Origin of the sequence: Loktanella sp. Alg231-35, assembly GCF_900143545.1 — a bacterium.
Lineage (GTDB): Bacteria > Pseudomonadota > Alphaproteobacteria > Rhodobacterales > Rhodobacteraceae > Yoonia.
On the sequence record NZ_FREV01000004.1, the window covers coordinates 372,352 to 394,459 of the forward strand.

The 22,108-nt window shown below is 56.3% G+C and carries 23 protein-coding genes; 11 read left to right on the top strand and 12 right to left on the bottom strand.

Annotation, left to right across the window (positions count from 1 at the left end; translation table 11 throughout):
* Positions 1-38 precede the first annotated feature (38 nt).
* Complete coding sequence (locus DHN10_RS11755; protein WP_108815504.1) at positions 39-1,373, top strand: NAD(P)-binding domain-containing protein; 1,335 nt, start codon at positions 39-41, stop codon at positions 1,371-1,373.
* Here DHN10_RS11755 and DHN10_RS11760 read toward each other — a convergent pair whose 3' ends face one another.
* The 4 genes from DHN10_RS11760 to DHN10_RS11775 are packed head-to-tail and all read right to left on the bottom strand — an operon-like array spanning position 1,374 to position 4,934.
* Complete coding sequence (locus tag DHN10_RS11760) at positions 1,374-1,796, bottom strand: hypothetical protein (RefSeq protein WP_108815505.1); 423 nt, start codon at positions 1,794-1,796, stop codon at positions 1,374-1,376.
* The gene (locus DHN10_RS11765) at positions 1,793-2,206 is read right to left on the bottom strand and encodes a group II truncated hemoglobin (RefSeq protein ID WP_108815506.1); all 414 of its coding nucleotides are present in this window, start codon (positions 2,204-2,206) and stop codon (positions 1,793-1,795) included. The genes DHN10_RS11760 and DHN10_RS11765 overlap by 4 nt, the downstream gene beginning before the upstream one ends.
* Entirely contained in the window at positions 2,203-2,568 is a 366-nt protein-coding gene (locus DHN10_RS11770) for a hypothetical protein (protein WP_108815507.1), read from the bottom strand. Before DHN10_RS11770 ends, DHN10_RS11765 begins: the two co-directional genes overlap by 4 nt.
* Positions 2,565-4,934: a DUF1989 domain-containing protein gene (locus DHN10_RS11775; protein WP_108815711.1), complete on the bottom strand. Its 2,370-nt coding sequence runs from the start codon at positions 4,932-4,934 to the stop codon at positions 2,565-2,567. The genes DHN10_RS11770 and DHN10_RS11775 overlap by 4 nt, the downstream gene beginning before the upstream one ends.
* 253 nt (positions 4,935-5,187) lie before the next feature.
* On the opposite strand from DHN10_RS11775, the gene DHN10_RS11785 reads away from it, so the two are divergent.
* On the top strand, positions 5,188-6,033 hold the full coding sequence (locus DHN10_RS11785; protein ID WP_108815509.1) for a DMT family transporter: 846 nt from the start codon (positions 5,188-5,190) through the stop codon (positions 6,031-6,033).
* On the opposite strand, the gene DHN10_RS11790 is transcribed toward DHN10_RS11785, so the two are convergent.
* The 4 genes from DHN10_RS11790 to DHN10_RS19750 all read right to left on the bottom strand — a co-directional run bounded on the left by DHN10_RS11790 (position 6,028) and on the right by DHN10_RS19750 (position 7,858).
* A complete protein-coding gene (locus DHN10_RS11790) occupies positions 6,028-6,912 on the bottom strand; it encodes a bifunctional 5,10-methylenetetrahydrofolate dehydrogenase/5,10-methenyltetrahydrofolate cyclohydrolase (RefSeq protein WP_108815510.1) in 885 nt (294 codons plus the stop codon). The genes DHN10_RS11785 and DHN10_RS11790 overlap by 6 nt on opposite strands.
* Before the next feature lie 138 nt (positions 6,913-7,050).
* Entirely contained in the window at positions 7,051-7,530 is a 480-nt protein-coding gene (locus DHN10_RS11795; RefSeq protein ID WP_108815511.1) for a hypothetical protein, read from the bottom strand.
* Positions 7,527-7,694, bottom strand: a complete 168-nt coding sequence (hemP, locus tag DHN10_RS11800; RefSeq protein ID WP_108815512.1) for a hemin uptake protein HemP — start codon at positions 7,692-7,694, stop codon at positions 7,527-7,529. The genes DHN10_RS11795 and hemP overlap by 4 nt, the downstream gene beginning before the upstream one ends.
* A complete protein-coding gene (locus DHN10_RS19750; RefSeq protein WP_159086988.1) occupies positions 7,694-7,858 on the bottom strand; it encodes a hypothetical protein in 165 nt (54 codons plus the stop codon). Before DHN10_RS19750 ends, hemP begins: the two co-directional genes overlap by 1 nt.
* Positions 7,859-8,051: 193 nt before the next feature.
* Between DHN10_RS19750 and DHN10_RS11805 the strand changes: the two genes are divergently transcribed.
* The 7 genes from DHN10_RS11805 to mnhG all read left to right on the top strand — a co-directional run bounded on the left by DHN10_RS11805 (position 8,052) and on the right by mnhG (position 15,246).
* Positions 8,052-9,077 (top strand): extracellular solute-binding protein, encoded by a 1,026-nt coding sequence (locus DHN10_RS11805; RefSeq protein WP_108815513.1) that lies wholly within the window; start codon positions 8,052-8,054, stop codon positions 9,075-9,077.
* A 230-nt stretch (positions 9,078-9,307) separates the two neighbouring features.
* Positions 9,308-12,181 (top strand): monovalent cation/H+ antiporter subunit A, encoded by a 2,874-nt coding sequence (locus DHN10_RS11810; RefSeq protein ID WP_108815514.1) that lies wholly within the window; start codon positions 9,308-9,310, stop codon positions 12,179-12,181.
* A gap of 1 nt (position 12,182) precedes the next feature.
* Positions 12,183-12,539 carry a Na+/H+ antiporter subunit C gene (locus tag DHN10_RS11815; protein WP_108815515.1) on the top strand — a complete coding sequence of 119 codons (357 nt, stop codon included), beginning with the start codon at positions 12,183-12,185 and terminating at the stop codon, positions 12,537-12,539.
* A complete protein-coding gene (locus DHN10_RS11820) occupies positions 12,536-14,080 on the top strand; it encodes a monovalent cation/H+ antiporter subunit D (RefSeq protein WP_108815516.1) in 1,545 nt (514 codons plus the stop codon). The genes DHN10_RS11815 and DHN10_RS11820 overlap by 4 nt, the downstream gene beginning before the upstream one ends.
* Position 14,081: 1 nt before the next feature.
* The gene (locus DHN10_RS11825) at positions 14,082-14,582 is read left to right on the top strand and encodes a Na+/H+ antiporter subunit E (RefSeq protein ID WP_108815517.1); all 501 of its coding nucleotides are present in this window, start codon (positions 14,082-14,084) and stop codon (positions 14,580-14,582) included.
* A complete protein-coding gene (locus DHN10_RS11830; protein ID WP_108815518.1) occupies positions 14,579-14,866 on the top strand; it encodes a K+/H+ antiporter subunit F in 288 nt (95 codons plus the stop codon). Before DHN10_RS11825 ends, DHN10_RS11830 begins: the two co-directional genes overlap by 4 nt.
* Positions 14,863-15,246 carry a monovalent cation/H(+) antiporter subunit G gene (mnhG, locus tag DHN10_RS11835; RefSeq protein WP_108815519.1) on the top strand — a complete coding sequence of 128 codons (384 nt, stop codon included), beginning with the start codon at positions 14,863-14,865 and terminating at the stop codon, positions 15,244-15,246. The genes DHN10_RS11830 and mnhG overlap by 4 nt, the downstream gene beginning before the upstream one ends.
* A 7-nt stretch (positions 15,247-15,253) precedes the next feature.
* Here the strand turns inward: mnhG and DHN10_RS11840 are convergent, their stop codons facing one another.
* Complete coding sequence (locus DHN10_RS11840; protein ID WP_159086989.1) at positions 15,254-16,972, bottom strand: ArnT family glycosyltransferase; 1,719 nt, start codon at positions 16,970-16,972, stop codon at positions 15,254-15,256.
* A gap of 157 nt (positions 16,973-17,129) precedes the next feature.
* On the opposite strand from DHN10_RS11840, the gene DHN10_RS11845 reads away from it, so the two are divergent.
* Entirely contained in the window at positions 17,130-18,599 is a 1,470-nt protein-coding gene (locus DHN10_RS11845; protein ID WP_108815521.1) for a UbiA family prenyltransferase, read from the top strand.
* Positions 18,596-18,964 carry an SMR family transporter gene (locus DHN10_RS11850; protein ID WP_108815522.1) on the top strand — a complete coding sequence of 123 codons (369 nt, stop codon included), beginning with the start codon at positions 18,596-18,598 and terminating at the stop codon, positions 18,962-18,964. Before DHN10_RS11845 ends, DHN10_RS11850 begins: the two co-directional genes overlap by 4 nt.
* A gap of 93 nt (positions 18,965-19,057) precedes the next feature.
* Here the strand turns inward: DHN10_RS11850 and DHN10_RS11855 are convergent, their stop codons facing one another.
* From DHN10_RS11855 to DHN10_RS11865, 3 genes are all read right to left on the bottom strand, one after another.
* Complete coding sequence (locus tag DHN10_RS11855; RefSeq protein WP_108815523.1) at positions 19,058-19,822, bottom strand: ATP-binding cassette domain-containing protein; 765 nt, start codon at positions 19,820-19,822, stop codon at positions 19,058-19,060.
* The gene (locus DHN10_RS11860) at positions 19,822-20,910 is read right to left on the bottom strand and encodes an ABC transporter permease (RefSeq protein WP_108815524.1); all 1,089 of its coding nucleotides are present in this window, start codon (positions 20,908-20,910) and stop codon (positions 19,822-19,824) included. Before DHN10_RS11860 ends, DHN10_RS11855 begins: the two co-directional genes overlap by 1 nt.
* Before the next feature lie 103 nt (positions 20,911-21,013).
* The gene (locus tag DHN10_RS11865) at positions 21,014-22,033 is read right to left on the bottom strand and encodes a sugar ABC transporter substrate-binding protein (RefSeq protein ID WP_108815525.1); all 1,020 of its coding nucleotides are present in this window, start codon (positions 22,031-22,033) and stop codon (positions 21,014-21,016) included.
* Positions 22,034-22,108: the final 75 nt, after the last annotated feature.

Here is a 22,108-nt window from a genome sequence, read left to right on the forward strand (position 1 = left end):
TCACCGAAACATTCACGCAAACGGAGAATGATCAAAACATGACCAAGCGCATAGCAGTCATTGGTGCCGGGCCATCCGGCCTCGCGCAACTTCGCGCGTTTCAATCTGCCGCCGCCAAGGGCGCAGAAATCCCCGAGATTGTTTGCTTTGAAAAACAGTCGGATTGGGGCGGCTTGTGGAACTACACGTGGCGCACCGGACTGGATCAATATGGCGAACCCGTGCACGGTTCGATGTATCGCTATCTATGGTCAAATGGCCCCAAGGAAGGGCTAGAGTTCGCCGACTATTCATTCGAGGAACATTTCGGCAAGCAAATCGCGAGTTACCCGCCGCGTGCAGTGCTTTTTGACTATATCCAGGGGCGCGTTGCAAAAGCAGGTGTGCGTGATTGGATCCGGTTTGAGACAGCAGTGCGTTGGGTCGAGAAGGCTGGAGACACATTCAGCGTCACAGTTTGCAACCTGCCCGAAGATCACACCTACACCGAAGAATTCGACCATGTGATCGTCTGCTCGGGCCATTTCAGCACGCCCAATGTACCGCAGTTTGATGGGTTCGAGAGCTTCAAGGGACGCGTGTTGCACGCCCATGATTTTCGTGACGCGATGGAGTTCAAGGATAAGGATATCCTGATTGTTGGCACCAGCTATTCCGCCGAGGACATCGGTAGCCAGTGCTGGAAATACGGCGCAAAGTCGATCACCGTCAGCCACCGCACGGCTGCGATGGGCTATGACTGGCCGGACAACTGGGCCGAGGTGCCGCTGCTGACCCAAGTAGATGGCAATACCGCGCATTTCAAAGACGGCAGCAGCCGTGATGTGGATGCTGTGATCCTGTGTACCGGATACAAGCACCACTTCCCCTTCTTGCCCGACAGCCTGCGTCTGAAAACGGCAAACCGGCTGGCGGCTGCGGACCTCTACAAGGGTGTTGCTTTTGTGAATGAGCCCGATCTTTTCTATATCGGCATGCAGGACCAGTGGTTCACCTTCAACATGTTTGACGCCCAAGCCTGGTGGGTGCGCGACGTAATCATGGACCGGATCGCAATGCCCGGCAAAGCCGCGATGAAGGCAGATGTTGCTGACCGTGTCGCGCGCGAAGACGCGGGCAAAGACGACTATGACGCGATCTGGTATCAGGGTGACTACATCAAGGAGCTGATCGCCGAAACTGACTATCCCACCTTTGATGTCGAAGGGGCCTGCAAGGCGTTTAAGGCATGGAAAGGCCATAAGAAGGCCGGGATCATGACCTTCCGCGACAATGGCTATAAGTCGGTCATCACCGGCACCATGGCACCCAAGCACCACACGCCGTGGAAGGATGCGCTGGATGACAGTCTTGAGGTGTATTTGCAAAACTGATCAGGGGGCCGTGCGGGCAGTCCTTAGGAAAACATAAGTCTGACGCAGGGCGGCTTTGTCTTTCAGTGACACGGCCGTTTCCTGCCCTTCTGCTTGATACAGCCGCAGATCATAGAAGTCGGGGTGATTGACGCTTTGATCATGGCTTGCCGTTGCGGTTGGACCAAGGCATGCCGCGACCGCCTCATTCAACCGTTCGAAGGCCGCTGTTGCCTCATCAGCGCGGTAGGCAAAGGGCCAACCACATTGGACCTGCGTGCCACCGCCAAGGATCAAGGATGTTGTGCATTCGGCTGACAGGCCTGTTCCCGGTAAATTCAGTATTCCCCCGCCTGTGGCAACCCTGTCCATATCTTCGCAAAACGCGTGGGCGAGCCCAGCGCAAAGGATAAGGGCCGAAGTGGTGCCAAACCGCCCTATCATTCGATTTTTTCCATATCACTTTCCCAATCAGCGACGTCATTCACGAGGATCAGCGCGACCCGCCGAAACACCTGCCGCAGTTTGTCGATATGCGGTCCCGCGTGGCCTTCATCATCCAAAGCCCGCTGCATGCACGTCAGCCAATTCTCCGCGTCTTCCTGACGGATCGGCACATGAGCATGCATCAGTTTGACATCCATATGCCCGTGCTTCTCTTTGTAATAACTGCGCCCTCCGAGGAAACCCGACAGAAAGTTGAATTGCTCAACACGGGCATGAGGCACGCCGTGTCCGCGCGCATGGAGACGTCGCAGGTTTGATCCTTCAGGCAGCGTTTCGACAAGGTCATAAAAGGTCTCGACCAGATCATGCAGGCGCCCCTCTCCGCCGATATCGTCCAGCGCGGTCATTGTGCGACCAATTGCTGCCCTTCGAGCACGTCAAAGGGGGTGGGCGGTGTGGTCTTGCTGACCCAGAACCATTGGCCTGCATATTCCATCACGAACCAGCCTTCCCAATCAGTATCATTGGGCCAGATGCTCTGATATTCGTCGTTCTCAACACGCCATTCTCCACGGGTCGAACGTGCGCCATTTTGTGCATAAATCGTCACCCCATCCGCACCAAAGAACTGGCGATAGCTTGCCCCGCCCCAAACACCCACGGCAGTATTGCCCGTCAGCAGGACACTGATTTCGTCACCCTCCAGCTTGACTGATTGCGCCTGTGCGACGCTGGCCATTAGTGAAAAGGCGATTGCGTGGCGGATCATGCGCGTGGTCGCTGTTTCTTGGGATCGTATGCCGCAAGTGTTTCGGCGATCCGGGCGGGCAACCTCATCTGGTGGCCGTCCAATTTGCCAATTTCAACTTCCGTGCCTATGTCCGCGTGGGCCACGTCAATCCGGGCCAGCGCGATGTTCTTTTTCAACAGCGGCGAGCGCATGGAAGACGTGACCTCGCCAATCTGCGCACGACCGATGTGAATGCAATCCCCGTGACCCACGGTGACGTTGCCATCAATCTCTAGCCCTACCAGCTTGCGCATGGGGTGTTCTTTGCGCCGGATCAGCGCGTCGCGGCCCACAAAATCATCCGTCTTGGATTTCAACGGGCAGGTAAAGCCGATGCCAGCTTCAAACGGGTCGGTTTGGTCGCTGAAGTCATACCCCGCAAAGATCAGCCCTGCTTCGATCCGCACCATATCCAACGCCTCTAGCCCCATGGGTTTGAGCCCGTGATCCTGACCCGCCTCCCAGATCGCGTCAAAGATCTCGGCACAATCCTTAGGGTGGCACATAACCTCATAACCCAGCTCACCGGTATAGCCGGTGCGACTGACCACAAACGGCGTGCCACTTTCGTTGCGCAGGCGCGCGGGAGTGAAACGGAACCAGTCCAGCTGGTCAAACTCAGGATTATGTGGGGCGGTCCAGACCAGTTTACGCAGCAGATCACGGCTTTCTGGGCCTTGCACGGCGACATTGTGCATCTGATCCGTTGATGAGCGCACAAGCACCTTCAGCCCATGTTTCTCTGCCAGTTCCCGCAGCCATTCGCCCCCATAGTCCGCCCCGCCAATCCAACGAAAGTTATCCTTGTCCAGCCGAAAGACAGTGCCGTCGTCGATCATGCCGCCATGTTCATAGCACATCGCGGTATAGACAACGCCGCCCACGGCAAGGGTCTTCATGTTGCGGGTAAAGGCGTATTGGCAAAGCGCCTCTGCATCCGGGCCGGTGATCTCAAACTTGCGCAGGGGGGACAGGTCCATGATCACGCATCTTTCGCGGCAGGCGTGGTATTCCTCGATCGGGCCGGCAGCGGCATAGCAATTCGCCAGCCAATAGCCGTTGTATTCAATGAAGTTCCGCGTGTGCTTGGCAAAGCTGTCGTGGAAACCGGTTTGCTTGGTCATTTTCGGCTCCGAATCTGGGGTCGCGCGGGTCGCGATGGCCCGCTGAAAGGTCTCTTTGCCGCTATAGGTGCGGACGTGAATATCGGTAGGGTTCCAACCATTGGCGGCCGTCGTGTCATCGGGGCACGCGCTTGAGACACAGACAATGTCGGTAAGCGCACGTAGCAGGACGAAATCACCCGGACGGCTCCATGGTTCATCAGCGTACATCACGCCATGTTCATCCAGGAAGGTGTTGAAGAAGAAATTGATCGCCATCCAACCGGGGCGGCCCGTGACATTGAATTCCGACAATGCCCCATTGAAGTTCTCAGAACAGTTCACGTGGCCCAGATAGCCGATGTCGTCATAATACTTGGCCGAACAAGCCAGCGCAAAAGCATCATGACGCCCGCAGGTGTCCTGCACAACTTCGACCAGCGGGACCATTTCCTGATCATAGTATTTCGCGTGAAGACCCGGCATTGGATAGGCATGCCCCATTAGCGTTCGGGTCGTCGTCACATCCAGCGCATGTTCGATCCCCTTGTCCAGTTTTCGGGCCGAAAAGCACTCAAAATCCGTACATTGGCGGCCATCCACATCGATGATTTGAATGTAATCACCCGCTTTGACAAAGAATGCCTCTGCGGTTTGCGCATGCACGCGGATATCGGACGTAGGGTCCGCCAATGGATCAGGCAGCGCAAAGCGTGCGTGGGTTTTCAGCACCGCACGTTTGATCGTCACTGTCAGGGGGGTGGCCGTATCTTGTGTCTCAAAGTCCATCGCACCGCCCGGAGCGGCAACGATCACAACACCGTCGCGGCCAACGGTGAAACGGGCTTCGGTCTTGGCCGGGGTTGTTGCCTCAAAAAGATGAACCGCCGCTGCCTGCGCCAGATCAATACCACGGGCGTCCAACCCCATCCGCAAGCCGCGCAAGGACCGGTTGTCACCGGTCAGAAGCGCCTGAAGCCCCTTGGCAATACCGTCCGCCGTGGCTCCGATGACCCCAGCATCCGCTGTTCCCTTGGCATCACAGGCAACGACCTCGCATCGTTGACCGCCCTCATCGTTGGTAATGGTGATCTGATCACCCGCCTCAATTGGGATCAGGACGGCGCCCTGCCCCGCCACAACATATCGCTCTGTTCCGGGCGGCAGCGAAAAAATCTGCGGCTTGATGATCGTGCTGGGTTTCGGCGGGCCCGGTTGCACCTTAGGGTAGCTATCTAACATTGGCATCTCCCCGCATGTGTTGCATGTGCGGAATATTTGTTTAACCATAAGAATACAGGCCTCAGGCTTTACAGCAAACAAAATCGGACTTCATGAACAATAGACAGATCACTTTTATCGGATGGGTCCTGTTTGTCATCTCGGCCATCGGTTTTTGCATCGCCTCCATTGGTGATTTCTGGGCGATGTTCGGCTCTGTCTTCTTCTTGCTCGCTTGCATTGTTTTTATGATTCCCTACTTTCGGGATGGCAGATGAGCGCGCTTGGACTGGGGCTGATTGCAGCGCTTTGCTGGGGATTTCATGACATCTGCATTCGCTTTCTCAGTCAGAAAGTGCCGATCAGTGCAGCCCTGTTCACCGTTCTGGTGGCGGGTCTGGTCTTTCACACCACCCTGACCATCGCGCGCGGTGATTTTCATGCGCTTCCAGCGGGCGCGATCTGGCTTTCGCTGGGTGCCGGCGTGTTCTTCGTGATTGCGAGCTATGGTTTGTACTATGCATTTCAGCGCGGGCCGGTTCGGCTTGTCGCGCCGTTGATTGCGAGTTTTCCAATTCTGTCGGTTGGTGTGGCGATGGTCCAGGGGCAACCCGTCGGGCTGTATCAGTGGATCGCCGTTCTTGGGATCGTCTGCGGCGTGGGGATTGTCGCGACGCTTTCGGATACGGATGACGATGCCAGCCCACCAAAGGGGCGCACAATTCTTTACGCCCTGATCGCCGCTGTCGGATTTGCGGGAACCTTTGCCATGGGGCAGGCCGCCGCAGACATCAGTCATGAGATGTCGACGATATTGGTGACCCGTGTGCTGGCGCTCACTTTGGTGTTTGGTGTCACGTTGATCATGAAACAGACGTTTTGGCCCGGCCGAGCAGCATTGCCTTGGCTGATGGCGATGGGCGTTGCCGATGGGATCGCCTTGCTCTGCGTCTTGTCGGCGGGCAACCTGCCCAACCCGCAATACGCCGCTGTCACATCTTCGATGTTCGGGTTGCTGACGATTGTGCTGGCTTGGGTATTCTTGCGAGAACGGATGTCCGCGTATCAGTGGGGCGGCTGTGTGATTGCCTTTGGCGGGGTTGGCTATCTGGCGCTATAGCCAGCCCGCTGCGATCTGGCGCTGATGCGCCACCATTGCATTACGCATCAAGATCGCCACCGTCACCGGTCCCACACCACCCGGAACTGGTGTGATCCACCCGGCCACATCCAACACAGCGTCCGTATCAACGTCGCCCACGATTCTGGAGCCATCTTCCGTTTCGACCTGATTGATCCCGATGTCGATCACAGCAGCACCGGGTTTGATCATGTCGGGACCCACCAGATGCGCCTTGCCCACTGCGACCACGACAACATCCGCACGACGTGAATGCATCGCGACCGATCGTGTCATATGGTGGCAGACGGTCACCGTACAGCCTTCGGCCATCAGCATCATCGCAGCAGGTTTGCCCACAATCTCGGAGTGCCCGATCATCACCACCTCAAGCCCTTCAAGCGGCAAACCTGTCTCCTTGATCAAGGCCACGCTCGCCGCTGCCGTGCAAGGGGTCAGCGCCACATCGGAATAGACAATATTGCCAATAGAGGCCGGGTTCATCCCCTCGACGTCCTTAAGCGGGTGAATAGCCGATTGCAGTGACCGCACATTGATATGGTCCGGCACAGGGCGCTGCAGAATGATCCCAAGAACCGTTGGATCGTCATTCATCGCCAGAATGCGCGCCTTGCAGTCGTCCTGCGTGATGTCACCGGACCAGTTGAGCTGCTCAAAGGGCAATCCGGCCTGCTCCGCCCCCCGCACCTGATTGCGCACGTAAACGGCTGCTTCGGGTACGTCACCGATCAGGATCGAGACGAGGCGCGGCATGGTGCTGTGCTGATTGGTGTACTGCCGAACGTCACCAATGATCCGCTGCTTGACCTCTACTCCGTTGATCATGCGGTGATCGAGTGGGCGTAATGTGTCCGGCATTGTGATATGTCCTGTGTTTACATCGGCACATATCAAAAGCGTATTCTGTTAGCGGTCAATGGGATCTGCGACAGGGTAGCTGCCGTTTTCGCCGCCCGGCCGTGCAAGAAAGACAAAATGCCCATGCGGGGCGGCCGGTTAATGCAGTGTGTGATGGCTGAAAGAAGTCTGCGCCATAGCGCGGGGCGCGGCCAGGTTCATTTGTTTGAGTGCGACGCCGAAGTCGGCGGCAAGTCCCGTGATGATGGACGCCATGTCGGGGCGCACAAGCAAGATCGCAATCAGCATCGCATCTTCACGCTCTCCCTCTGCCGCGGTGGCAATGAAGTGGCCAAAGCTGGCCTCATCCGCGCCCACGCATTTGCAATGCAAGCCATGACGCGTAAGCGGCCTGCGCCCATGACGGGCACAAATGCTGCAAAGTTCCGCGAAAGCCTCGACCGCTTTGTGGCCGCGCCCGATGCCAAGCGTGCCGGTCAGGTCAGTGACGAAACCCGCCTGCGTCTCGGGACTGTCACACCACATCCGCAAGTAGATGACCGCCGCCGCGGTGACTGCGTCATAGTCATGCAGGTGGCCGACGGTGGCACCGCCCCGGTGATCATTCGGTGCGTTCATTTTGTTAGGATCAGCTTGCCGGCCCGCGTAATCCGCAAGACATAGATCTGATCATCTAGAATAATTTGGGCCTGCACGCCATTTTTGACCAGATCGCGGGCATCATGGCAGGGCAGTTCGCGCAGGGATTGGCCATCCGTTGTGATTGCCCTTTGGAGCCCCATCACATCTGTCCTTCGCGCTTGTTGCAGTGATCCAGTACGTACTCCAACTGCAGTCCGGCGCGACTGCCATCTTGTTGCAAGACGTCAAGAATTTCTGCCTTTGTCGGGACTTGCAAGCGGTCGTCCTGCATCCTGACATTCGAAGGTTCACGCTGTTGTCGCATCTCAACCAGTCCTTTCATCTGACTAAATGTCGGGCTCCCCAAGCGAGAATCGCGGGTGGCTGGAACGTGAATATTAATCTGAGTAATTTTATCAGGTATGTCAATCCGACAATTTTTATCAGGATATCTGGACAAGCGAGAAAACGACGTTAGAAACATTCCCGAGCAAAAGACTCACCAAAGGATTCTGATCATGAAAAAAGCAACCATCGCATTTCTTGCCTGCGCGACCGCGACAACCACCATCGCATCCACGGCTGTGGCCGAGGGCGAATTGAACCTCTATTCTTCACGCCATTACGATACGGACGAACGTCTGTACTCTGACTTTACCGAGCAAACCGGCATCACCATCAACCGCATCGAAGGCAAAGCGGATGAGCTGATTGCCCGGATGCAGGCCGAGGGAGCAAACTCTCCTGCTGATATCCTTCTGACAGTTGATACATCACGCCTTGAACGCGCCAAGAATGCCGGTGTGCTGCAATCCATTGACAGCGATGTACTAGAGGCCCGCATCCCCGAAAGCCTGCAAGACGCAGACAACCAGTGGTTCGGCCTTAGCCAGCGCGCACGCATCATCTTTTACGATAAGACAGATGTGACAACTCCACCCCTCTCGTACCTTGATCTGGCTGATCCAGCTTATGAAGGCATGATCTGCCATCGGTCTTCGACCAATGTTTATTCGCAAACACTGCTGTCTGCCGTGATCGAAAACCACGGAACAGAGGCTGCGACCGAATGGGCGCAGGGCTTTGTGAACAACTTTGCTCGTGACCCGCAGGGCGGTGACACCGACCAACTGCGCGGTCTGGTGTCAGGCGAGTGCGATATCTCGATCTCGAATACCTATTACTTTGCCCGTGCGCTGCGCAAAGATGTAGATGGGCTGAATGCCGAAGCGATGGCGAACATCGGGTGGATCTTCCCTGCGCAAAACGCCGAAGGTGCGCATATGAACCTATCAGGTGGCGGCGTCGCCGCAAATGCGCCGAACCGCGACAATGCGGTCAAGTTTCTTGAATACCTCGCCTCGGATCAGGCGCAACAGTACTTCAGCGCCGGAAATGACGAATACCCAGCCGTGCCCGGTGTCGGACTGTCGCCATCTGTGGCTGCCCTTGGCCTGTTCCGGCCCGACGCGATTGATCTGACCGAGGTCGCCAAAAACGTGCCAGAGGCACAGGTGATCTTCAATCAGGTTGGTTGGGAATAACCCCACCCCACATTCCTGACCTGAAGGGGCGTTGCGCAGGCAGCGCCCCTTTTTTCATGCTCGCCAGGCAGTTTCCAAGAGGCATCAGGCTGCTTTGGACGCCTTAATGACATCACCTGTGGTTCACAGCCGCAAAAAAATGTTAGACAATCCAACGAAACGCGCTCCAAGTTTTGCAAATCTGGTGAAATACTGCGCAAGCTACAGAAACGAGCAGATCAGGAGTTTCCGTGTCCCTCTTTTTTATTGTCGCCTTGCCTTTCTTTGGCGCTTTACTGCCAGGGCTGATGAATGCTGCGGGCCGGTCTGCCTGTGCTGGTGTCACATTCACCGTCACATTGACCGCGTTCATCGGCCTATTGACCAATCTGCCATCTGTTTTGGCCGGCGATGTGGTGATGGCACGGGTCGACTGGATGCCTGCGCTTGGCCTCAACTTCACCTTGATGCTGGATGGTTTGGGTTTTTTCTTCGCGCTGCTTATTCTGGGCATCGGCCTTTTGATTATCGCCTATGCGCGCCAATACCTAAGCCGCGCCGACCATATGGGCGAATTCTTTACTTATCTGTTGCTGTTTCAGGGGGCGATGGTTGGCATTGTCCTAAGTGACAATGTCCTGCTCTTGCTCATCTTCTGGGAACTTACTTCGCTCTCATCCTTCTTGCTTATCGGCTATTGGAAACATCTGCCTGCCGGACGCCAAGGCGCCAGAATGGCACTGACCGTCACCGGCATGGGCGGGCTGGCGATGATTGGCGGCATGCTTATTCTGGGTCAGATCGTTGGCAGCTATGACCTGAGCGTCATTTTGCAAAACCGTGACCTTATTCAGGCTGATCCGCTGTATTTGCCAGCGTTGATTCTGATCCTGCTGGGCTGTTTCACGAAGTCCGCGCAATTCCCGTTCCACTTCTGGCTGCCGCATGCCATGGCGGCACCCACACCGGTGTCGGCCTATCTGCACTCTGCGACCATGGTGAAGGCCGGTATTTTCCTTATGGCACGAATGTGGCCGGTTTTGTCGGGCACGACGGAATGGTTCGTGATCGTCACGACCGCAGGACTGATCACCATGGTGTTGGGTGCAGTCATTGCCCTGTTCAAACACGACCTCAAAGCCTTGCTCGCCTTCTCTACCGTCAGCCACCTTGGCCTGATCACAATGCTGCTTGGCACCGGGACTGCCTTTGGCGCGATGGCGGCTGTGTTTCACATTCTTAACCACGCGACCTTTAAGGCGGCGCTGTTCATGTCGGCAGGCATCATCGATCACGAAGCGCATACGCGTGATATCAGACGGCTGGGCGGATTGCGCACATTGATGCCTGTGACATTCATGATCGTTTCGCTGGCCGCTTTGTCGATGGCGGGCATTCCCCTGCTCAACGGTTTCCTGTCCAAGGAAATGATGCTGGAAGAGGCCAACCACACAGTTCTGTTCAACAGCCCATGGCTGGTGCCGGTTCTGGCGACCATCGGCTCGCTTTTCTCTGCGGCCTACTGCTTTCGGCTTATCTCGCATGTGTTCTTCGGCCCCGTCAGGGATGACTATCCCGCCAAGCCCCATGATCCCGGTGCAGGGATGTGGCTGCCACCTGCATTGCTGATTGTCCCTGTTGTGGGGATCGGTGTCGCCCCGTTCCTGGCTGAACCATTCGTTAAGCTGGTCACCGCCGCTGTTCTTGGCAATGCCGCAGATATGCCCTCGGCTCACCTGAAAATCTGGCACGGGCTGGTGCCTGCACTTTATATGTCGATCATCGCGGTTGTGGGTGGTCTGGCGATGCTCGCGATCTTCAAGCCCGCCTTGCGCCTATGGGAAGGCACCCCACGGCCAGAGGCCAAGGTGATCTTTGAGGCGATCGTCGAAGGTGCCGCCCGATTGGCCCAACTTCTGATCCTGCCGCTGCACAACGGCGCCTTCACGCGCTATGCGGCTGTAGGTACTGTCACCATCGTCTTTGCTGGCTATTATGCCTGGACCACTGGCACGCTGGGCGCGCCAACCTATGCGCCGCAAGCGGTTGATCCGGTTCTGGTTTCTGGCTGGGGCATGCTGGTTGCCGCAACTGTCGGGATGGTGTTCCTGCATCGCAATCGCTTCCTGTCGCTCATTCTGATGGGGATCGTTGGGCTGATGGTCTCTATCGGGTTTGTGTTCTTTAGTGCGCCGGACCTTGCCATGACCCAGTTCACCGTCGAAGTTGTGACGATCATCCTGATGTTGCTGGCGCTGAACTTTCTGCCCAACCGCACACCTATCGAAAGCACAGTTCTGCGCCGCCTGCGCGACGTTGCCGTTGCCATCGCGGGCGGCCTGGCGAGTTTCGCTTTGGCTTATCACTATATTCTGCGCGATCCGGTTGCCGCGTCGATCTCTGAGTTCCATCTGGCGAATTCCTACAAAGGCGGCGGTGGCACCAATGTGGTCAACGTGATCCTTGTGGACTTCCGTGGCTTTGACACCTTTGGCGAGATTATCGTGCTGAGCATTGCCGCGCTGTTGATCTATGCGCTGACCGAAACACTGCTCAAGGGGCCGGTCGGGGCGAAACTTTTGAACCGCAAGCCCGATCAACTGCAAGCGGGCGGCGTGCACCCGATGATGATGGTCGTATTGACCCGCGGCATGATGCCCGTTGTGATGATGGTCGGATTTTTCATCTTCCTTAGCGGTCACAACGAACCGGGCGGCGGCTTTATCGCCGGTCTGATCGTGTCGATTGGTGTTGTGATGCAATATATGGCCAGCGGCTTTGCCTGGACATCGGCACGGCTGAAGTATCCCTATCACGGGGTGATTGGCGCAGGTGTGCTTGTGGCCGGGCTCACCGGGATTGGGTCATGGTTTGTTGCCAAACCATTCCTGACCTCTGATTTTACTTACGTGCGCATTCCACCGTTTGAAAAATTCGAACTGGCAACAGCGGCACTTTTCGATGTGGGCGTGTTCCTGTCGGTGGTGGGTGCGGTCATGCTGTCACTTGAAAGTTTCTCGCGTCTGGCACGGCGTGCTGGCACCACTGAAAGCCTCCATCCTATGGATATCGATCCTTCGCGCGGCGATGCCGCGTCGCTCTCGACCATGAAGGAGGGTGTGTAGAATGGAACTTCTGATCGCATCAGCCATTGGTATCCTCACCGCTGCGGGCATCTATCTTGTTCTACGGCTGCGGACGTTTCCGGTGATACTCGGCATTTCGCTGCTCACCTATGCTGTGAACGTATTTTTGTTCACATCAGGGCGGGTGACTGTTGGCGCACCTCCAGTGTTGCGCGACGATATCACAACCTATACGGACCCGTTGCCACAAGCCTTGGTACTGACAGCAATCGTGATTTCGTTTGGCATGACCGCCGTTGTGGTGATGATTGGCCTTGGCGCGTTTCTGGGCTCTGACGATGACCATGTCGATGATCGCCCGGCCCTGCCCGATGATGGATCGGAGGGCACATCATGACCCATTGGTTGGTTGCCCCCGTCGTTCTGCCCGCAATTTTGGCACCGTTCATCCTGCTGGCTGCCCGGTATCATATCGGCATCCAGCGGGTCTTTTCGGTTGTAGGCGTGCTGATCCTGATCATGATTTCGGCGGGGCTGGTCTGGACCACCGCGGACGGTACTATCATGCTTTACCAACTGGGCGATTGGGCTGCCCCCTTTGGAATCGTTCTAGTGGGCGACAGGCTCTCTACCATGATGGTGTTGCTGACGGTTGTTCTGGCGCTCTTTGTGCTGCTCTATGCCATCAGTTCGGGCTGGGATGAACGCGGGAACCACTTTCATGCGCTGTTTCAGTTCCAGCTAATGGGGATACTCGGGGCCTTTCTGACGGGCGACCTTTTCAACCTCTTCGTGTTCTTCGAGGTGCTTCTGATCGCATCCTATGGCCTGATGATCCATGCGGGCGGCAACGCGCGATTGCAAGCTGGCGTGCAATACGTCCTGTTTAACCTTATCGGCTCGACCCTGTTTCTGTTTGCACTTGGTGCCATCTATGCCGAAACCGGCACGCTCAACATGGCGGATCTGGCAAACCGGGTGACGCTGATCGGACCAGAGGAAACTGTTGGCATCCGGGTCGCTGCCGTGCTTTTGCTCTTGGTCTTCGCAATCAAGGCCGCGTTGGTGCCGTTGCATTTCTGGCTACCATCAAGCTATGCCGAAGCGCCCGCGCCCGTCGCTGCCCTCTTTGCGATTATGACAAAGGTTGGAGCCTATGCGATCATCCGGGTCTACACGATGATCTTTCCGCCGGAACTAGCGGTGACATCGGGCCTGCATACAACGTGGCTGCTGCCAACAGCACTGCTGTCACTGACCATCGGGATGACCGGCGTGCTTGCAGCAAAGAAACTGGATCGTCTGGTGGCCTTCTCGATCATTGGATCAATGGGAATGGTGATCGTGTCCATCGCATTGTTCACCCCTGAAGGGATTGCAGCAGCGCTTTATTATATCGTGCATTCAACATTGGCCGGGGCGGCGCTGTTTTTGATTGCTGATCTTGTGCGCGCGGGGCGCAAGAACCTTGAACTCACGCCACAGCCACCGATAGCAGGAGCCACAATCACAGCGGGGCTTTATTTTACCGGCGCCATCGCAATGGCAGGCCTGCCACCGCTCTCGGGGTTTCTGGGCAAGCTGTTGGTGCTGGATGCAGCGTACGACACAAACCTGATGGTCTGGATTTGGGTCATCGTGCTGGGGTCCAGCCTGATCAGCATTGTGGGTTTTGCCCGCGCAGGCAGCGTTCTGTTCTGGAAAGCGGCAAGCGTAGAACCACCAGAGGATGCAGCAGCGGCACCCGCCCCTGCGACTTTGTCCTACGTTGCGGTCGGCGGGTTGGTGACATTGTTGGCAGCACATACGGTTTTTGCCGGGCAGGTTCACGGCTATACCACGCAGGTTGCGGCACAGCTTTTTGAACCGGCGCCCTATATCTCGACCGTGGTTGAGACGCCGGGCAAGCTGAGCAAGCCATCGACGGAGGATCACTGACATGGTGCGCGCATTCAATTGGCTGATACCTCACCCGCTTTTGACGCTGATCCTGACGATTGTCTGGATGCTGCTGCAAAATGAGCTGTCAGCGGGCATGGTGGTATTTGGCTTCATTTTGGGGGTGATCATCCCATGGGGAACCTCTGTCTGGTGGCCTGACACGCCGCAAGGGTTTCGGCTGGGCAAGATGATCCGCTACAGTTTTATCGTGATCGGGGACATTATCGTTGCCAACGTGCAGGTGGCATGGATCGTGCTGACGGTGCCGACGTCAAAGCTCAAACCCTCATGGATCGTCGTGCCGCTGAAACTACGTGAACCCGAAGCCATCACCTTGCTGGCGGGGACAATCACGCTGACCCCGGGCACGGTTTCGGCTGACCTGTCCGATCAGGGGCACAGCCTTTTGGTGCATGTGCTGCACACCGATAACCCCGATAGCGTGCTTGCCGATATCAAGACCCGCTATGAGGCCCGCTTGTTGGAGATTTTCTCATGATACTTGCAACGCAATTCCTAAACGTCGCACTGGCGATTACATTCATTGCATTGGCACTTGGGCAGATCATGTCGATGGTGCGGCTCGTTCTGGGGCCAACTTCAGGCGACCGGATCCTTGCCTTGGACACAATGGTGATCAACGCGCTGGGGCTGGTGATCGTTTTGGGTATCCACCAAGGCGTGCAGATCTACTTTGAGGTCGCATTGCTGATCGCCATGCTTGGCTTTGTCTCGACCGTGGCCATGGCCCGGTTCATCCTGCGGGGGGACATCATCGAATGACCGCACAGATCATCGGCACCTATTTCGTTTGTCTGTCTTTGATCATCGGATCAGGCTTTGTTCTGGTCGGTGTTATCGGCCTGTTGAAATTCAACGATCCCATGACACGGCTGCACGCCCCAACAAAGGTGGGCACTGTGGGCATCGGCATGTTGCTGATCGCATCGATCATCCACTCCTATGGCATGGGCGAGCCATCCACCCATGAGTTGCTGATCATGGCCTTTTTGTTTGTGACAGCGCCCATTTCGGCAAACTTCATTGCCAAAGTGAACATCCATCGCCGGGCCTGCGAAACGCCGCCAGCCCCACCCGAAGATGATACCTGGTCCACGTTGAACGTGCCCGAGGGCGACGTCACACCAGAAGAGACGACCTAAGTTTGCCCTAGTTGGCGCAGTCAAAGACCTGCACGGTACGTTCCAGTAGCAACGTCTTGGTTGCCTCAAACTGCTGTGTTGGCGTGCAGGCGTCGTTCACCTCACGATAGAAATCCCTTTGGATCTCAAGATAGGCGTCGCTGATCACGTTGGGAAAGTCCCTGACAACAAAGACGGTAAAGCCCGCGTCCAGCCAGTAATCCAACGTCCATTCCTCTGATTGCAGCGGCCAGGCATGCGGCTGGACCTCATAGGTGACGTCGTCTTCTTCGACATTCTCCAGACCATAAAATGCGAGAGGCATATTGACGTAGAAAAGGGCATCGGGCGCGGACACCTGAATAATGCCCTGTGCCGCACGGGGTGGCATTTCGACGTTGTATTTCGCAGCAAGCCGGTCGGTACGTGCGATGCCACGTTGCTGCGCTTCTTTTCGCTGGTTTTCGACCAAGGGCACAGACGTCACGATCCGACGATCCGCAAAACTGCCCTGCAGATAAGCCCCGACAGCCTGATGCACGGGTACAGCGCGCGCCTGACGGATGGTCTCGGCTGTGCCATAGACGCTCATCACCATCGCTCCGGCAAACAAACCCAAGGCAGCGACCCTCATCATGGCCTGACTGGCGCGGCTCAGGTCCGCCAGCGCCAACCCTGCAAGCAACAGAAATCCGGCAAAGTTTGCGATCCAAAGATGCTCTGGTTGGCGTGGTCCGACCAGTAGTGTCACCACGAAGGTGCCAAAGGCCAGTGAAAGCCAGATGAACACCAACAATGTCTTGTGCGGGATCTCGCTGCCTTTGCGCAGCAGCAACAGCGGTGTCAGCAAGACCAAAACCGTCATGACGGGATTGATCCCGAAATGGATCTCAAACGATCGCAAGAAAAGTGTCGTGGGGCCGACAAATGTTGCGCCGCCCTCTGGCTGAACTGACATGACTGACTGGATTTCCTGATAAGCCAGAAAACCTTTGAGATCCAAGAACAGGCCGATGTTGAAGAGGGGGACCAACACGACAATCACAAGCACCGCAGTGCCCAACGACGCAAATGAAGACCGCAGATTCTCTTGCCTCGTGATCGCAACAAACAAGACAACAGCAAGCGGGAAGAGAATGAAGATCGCAGAATGCTTAAAGCTCAGACACAGCACAACACAGACACCAACCAACAGGTCGATGCGCCATGAAGGTCCGGCTTGCACACGCCAGATGATGGCCCAAATCAACGCCACAACCGACGTCGCCAGCCCCGTATCACCCTTGGCGATCGTGGCCATGAAAACGGCCAGAGGAAAAAACGCACCAATCATCGCGATGCCGAAACTGCGCAGATGGTCAAACTGCAATCGCCGCGCCACCAAATAGAAAATCGGGGCCATCAGTGCCCCGGTCAGAGCCGTCATCAAACGCGCGGCAATGTAAAACGCGGTCGGGTCCGCGAAATACTGGTCCCGGAATGTGCCTGTGTCGTTCCACCACCCTGCTATCAGTCCGAAAGCAAAGAGCACAAGCAATGCAACAGCGTTCAGGTAGTTGACGAAAGGTGGATAGAAATGCTGGCCGGGCACCAGTTCTCCGGCCAGCGCCCTTGCTGCGGAGTTGATCCGCTCATCACCATGAAAGATGCCATGATCGGCACCCCATGCCCTGACAAAAAGTGCGATCAAAAACGTAATCAGGAAAAACGCGATTGTTGTCCATTTGGACCGTACGAAAGACTGCATCATAAACTCACTAAATTCTTTAACCTGACGAAAGCACAATCTGTCAGGAATTTCACTAGCGATATTGACCTGAGCGGGAGAAGTCGAAAGGTTGACCCGTGGTGTTTTCATGCCCGATAGAGTGAATGCGCATTTGAGATGATTTAGAGAGTTGGCCATGTCTTCCGATCCACACAAACCGATATCGCAAGATGTGCCGCTTTTTGTCGATCTTGATGGCACGCTTCTCAAGACCGACCTCGCTGAGGAAATGCTGGCGCGCGGCTTCCGGTCCGCCACTGCGCTATTTGCGGCCTTCAAGGCCTTTTTGGCCACTGGATTGGGTGGGCTGAAACGCAGTCTGGTTGAAAACGTGGGCTTTACCGCTGAATTGTTGCCCTACAATCAATCGGTCCGCGACTACATCGCTCAAGCCAAATCCGACGGCCGCCATGTTGTCTTGATGACAGCCGCGGATGAGATCGCAGCACAAGAGATCGCAGATTTCTCTGGTGGATTTGACGAGGTGATCGGGTCCGCCCCGGATCGCAACCTCAAGGGGCAGCGCAAGCTGCAAGCCATTAAGGAAATCGTCGGCAACGGCCCCTTTGAATATCTAGGCGACTCGCAGGCGGATATCCCGATCTGGGAGGCTGCAACCTATCGCGGTTTTGCAAAGGTTCCTGCTGCGGCCAAGGCACTTGCCGCGCAAGACAGCCATGTCACGTTGACGCCAGAACCATCCAAATCAAAACTCAGATCCCTGATCAAAGCGATGCGCCCACATCAATGGGCGAAGAATGCGCTGGTGCTTGCCCCGCTTTTGTTTGCACATGATTATGATGATCCGGTCAATCTGCTACGCTCCGCCATGGCATTTGCTGTCTTTTCGATCTGCGCCTCATCGGTTTATTTGTTCAATGATGTGCTCGATATCGAGGCCGATCGCGCACACCCGACCAAGTCACGTCGGCCCTTCGCGGCGGGCGAGCTTTCACCACGGTTTGGTTTTGCGACTTCTGCCGTTCTGCTTGTTTTGTCTTTCCTGTTTGCCTTTGGCACGCTGGGCCCAGCTTTTGGGGCGGTGATGGTCCTCTATTTCGCAATGACCACAGCCTACTCGCTCTTTCTCAAGAGCTACTCAACAATCGACGTTGTGGTGCTATCACTGCTCTACACTGTGCGCATCCTTGCTGGATCGGCCGCACTGCTGTTCTACCCCAGTTCGTGGTTGCTGATTTTCTCGCTCTTCTTCTTTCTCAGCCTCGCGTACCTCAAACGCTATACCGAGCTTTTGAAAGCCAAGGGCACTGACAGCCTGCCGTCGCGCAACTACTGGAAAGAGGACCTTTCCATCGTGCAGACCTTCGGCATCACAAGCGGTGGGTTGTCACTTTTGACGATGGCGCAATACATCCAGAATGAAGCGATCAGCGGGGTCTACCGGACGCCTGCGCTGCTTTGGGCCATCATACCGCTGATGATGTTCTGGATCTATCGGGCTTGGATGTGGGCAAGCCGTGGGAAACTCGGCGACGATCCGGTCGTCTTTGCTATTACGGACCGCATCAGCCAAATCTCAGGTGTCATCATCGTCGGTATCATCCTGTTGGCCTATCGCCTTGATCTACATTGGATGGCACTATGACACTTGGGTTATTTGGCATTGTCTTTGCGAGCGTCACACTGTCAGCATTGGGGCAAACGGCCTTCAAACTGGGTGTTTCAAAGATCGATATTCCTGATGCGGCCTCTGTTCTGGCGAAAGCCATGGCCTTCGTTTTCTCACCTTTCGTGCTTTTGGGGCTGACGCTATATGCCGTGGGCACAGTACTGTGGCTTTTCGCCCTGCGGCAGCTTGATCTGTCGGTGGCCTATCCCTTTGTCGCGATGAGCTTTGTGATGGTTGCACTTTCAAGCGTTGTGTTCCTTGGGGAAACGCTTGATCCCATGCGGATCGTGGGGCTGTCGCTCATTATTCTGGGAATATTGGTCATCGCACGGACGGCGTAACATCAGTGGTTGCCATTGCGCAGCCGGTCTCGTCGAACAGCTTCACTGGGACGCCGTCTCCTTTGACGCCCCGATACCCGATCAACTGGCCCTCTATTGCACCGGCGCTTCCTTCGCACCGGTCATGAAGGCCACCGCGTCAGACATTGTGTAATCTTTGGGATCAACCACACACAGCCGCTTGCCAAGGCGATGGACGTGAATACGGTCGGCGACCTCGAAGACATGCGGCATGTTGTGGCTGATCAGGATGATCGGAATACCACGCGACCGGACATCAAGGATCAGTTCCAGTACCCGACGCGACTCTTTCACACCAAGGGCCGCGGTGGGTTCGTCCAAGATGATTACCTTGGATCCAAAGGCCGCAGCCCGCGCCACCGCAACACCCTGACGTTGGCCACCAGAGAGAGTTTCGACCGCTTGGTTGATGTTCTGGATTGTCATCAACCCAAGCTCTGACAGCTTGTCGCGCGCCAACTTTTCCATACGTGGTCGGTCCAACTGGCGCAGCCACTTGCCCCGAAACCCCGGTTTGCGCAACTCGCGCCCCATAAACATATTATCCGCAATGGACAGTGCCGGTGACATCGCAAGGGTCTGATAGACGGTTTCTATCCCTTCCTCGCGGGCATCGGTTGGTGACGTGAACCGCACCTGACGCCCGTCGAGGAACACCTCCCCTTCATCGGGGACAACCGCACCAGAGACTGCCTTGATCAGTGAAGACTTGCCGGCGCCGTTGTCGCCAATGACGGCCAGAATTTCGCCGGGGTAAAGATCAAAATCGCAGCGGTCGAGTGCGGTGACCTTGCCATAGCGTTTGACCAAGCCGCGCCCTTTTAAAATTGGTTCCATTATGCCGATACCTTTCTGATCCACTGGTCCACGGTGACAGCGCCGATGATCAGCACGCCGATAAGAAGGAAAGTCCATTGCGCGTCGGCCCCGGCAAGGCGCAATCCTAGGGTAAAGACCCCAACAATTAGCGCCCCGAACAGAGGTCCCATAATGGACCCCCGCCCACCAAAGAGCGAGATGCCGCCAATCACAACAGCGGTGATGCTTTCGATATTCAAGAGTTGGCCAGAGGTTGGGCTGACTGAGCCGATCCGCCCGATCAGCGCCCAGCCTGCAATCGCGCAGATGAACCCAGTGACCGCATAGACCGAAATCAGCGTGTAGCGGACGTTGACACCTGACAACTGCGCCGCCTCAGGGTCATCACCCACAGCATAGACGTGTCGACCCCAGGCGGTCTGGCTGAGCACATAGCCAAGGACCGCAAAGATCAGCACCATCGCGATCACACCATAGGTAAAGGTCGCACCTCCGCGCCCATCGGCATCCGCACCAATCTTAAACGTCGTCCCCAACAGTTGCAGCAGCGGTGCTTCGGCCTCAATATCCTGACTGCGGATGGTTTCATTGGCCGAATAAAGGAAATTGGCCGCCAGAACGATCTGCCACATACCAAGCGTCACAATAAACGGGGGCAGCTTCATCACGGCCACGAGCCAACCATTGATCGACCCGATCAATGTACCAAAGGCCAGACCAAAGGCGACGGCCACTTCAACTGGGACGCCATAGCGGAACGTGAATTGTCCCATAATCACACTTGAAAGCACGGCAATGGCACCGACGCTAAGATCAATGCCCGCAGTGAGGATCACAAGGCTTTGGGCCGCTGCGACGATGCCCACGATCTGCACCTGTTGCAGGATCAGGGTCAGTGCAAATGGTGAAAAGAATTTCGATCCGAGCAGCAACCCGAAAACAACAATCGAGGCAACTAGGACAAAGAGCGGCACAAGGGCCGGATTAACGTGAAGCGCATGCTGCAGATGGGCCAGAAACCCTTTGCGGTCATCGGCAAACTCGGCCACCTGCTCGGTGCGGTTCGCTTTGACGACAGCTTCATAACTCTCAGAATCGTTTGGCATTTGGCGGCCCCTTGCTCGTCACGTGATCAGGCTAACACAGCCTGCGGTGAAAAAGGGCAACTTGCGCTGCCCTCTTTCCTGTCAATCGGGAGAATTTGTGGGATTAGCCCCAGCAGAGGTCCGTGCCGTCGGCAACAGAGATGCTGTCGACACCATCTGCAGGTTGGTCGGTGACCAAGGCAACGCCAGTGTCAAAGAAATCTTTGCCCGGCGTGTTCTCGGGCAATGTGCCGTCGACCGCAAAAGCTGCAATCGCTTCGATGCCTTTGGAGGCCATCAACAGTGGATACTGCTGCGAGGTTGCGCCGATTACGCCATCTGCGACGTTCTGCACACCTGGGCAGCCGCCATCAACCGACACGATCAGCACGTCATTTTCACGGCCAATCGACTTGAGCGCCTCATAGGCACCTGCCGCGGCAGGCTCGTTGATCGTGTAGACCACGTTGATCTCTGGATCGACGGCAAGGAGGTTTTCCATCGCGCGGCGTCCGCCTTCTTCGTTGCCGGCGGTGACGTCGTTGCCTACGATACGTGCATCATCTTCGTCGCCGTTCACATTCGGATCAGCAAGGTCGATGCCAAAGCCCTGCAAGAAGCCCTGATCGCGCAGCACGCCAACAGTTGGCTGGCTCACGGAAAGGTCGAGCATCGCGATCTTCGCGTTTGCTGCATCATCACCAAGCGTTGCCGCGGCCCATTCACCGATAAGTTCACCGGCAAGGAAGTTGTCCGTGGCAAAGGTCGCGTCAGCGGCGTCGATTGGATCAAGCGGCGTGTCGAGCGCAATCACCAACAGGCCAGCGTCGCGGGCTTGTGTTACGGCACCCACGATGGATGATGTATCAGAGGCGGTCAGCAGGATACCTGATGCGCCGTCCGCGATGCAGGTCTCAATCGCAGCTACTTGTGTTTCGTGATCGCCGTCCACCTTACCTGCGTATGAACGCAGCGTCATGCCAGCGGCTTCGGCAGCGGCTTCAGCACCTTCACGCATTTTCACAAAGAACGGGTTGGTGTCAGTTTTTGTGATCAGACACGCAGAGGGGCCGTGGCCATCCGCCATTGCCGTGCCAGCCGATGTGACCGCAACCAGCGCTGTACCAATTAGTAGTTTTTTCATGTTTTCCTCCCAGAAAATCAAAGGTCCGAGGGCCACTCACCCCCAAGGTCGTCATGCTCACCCAACGGAAGCAGA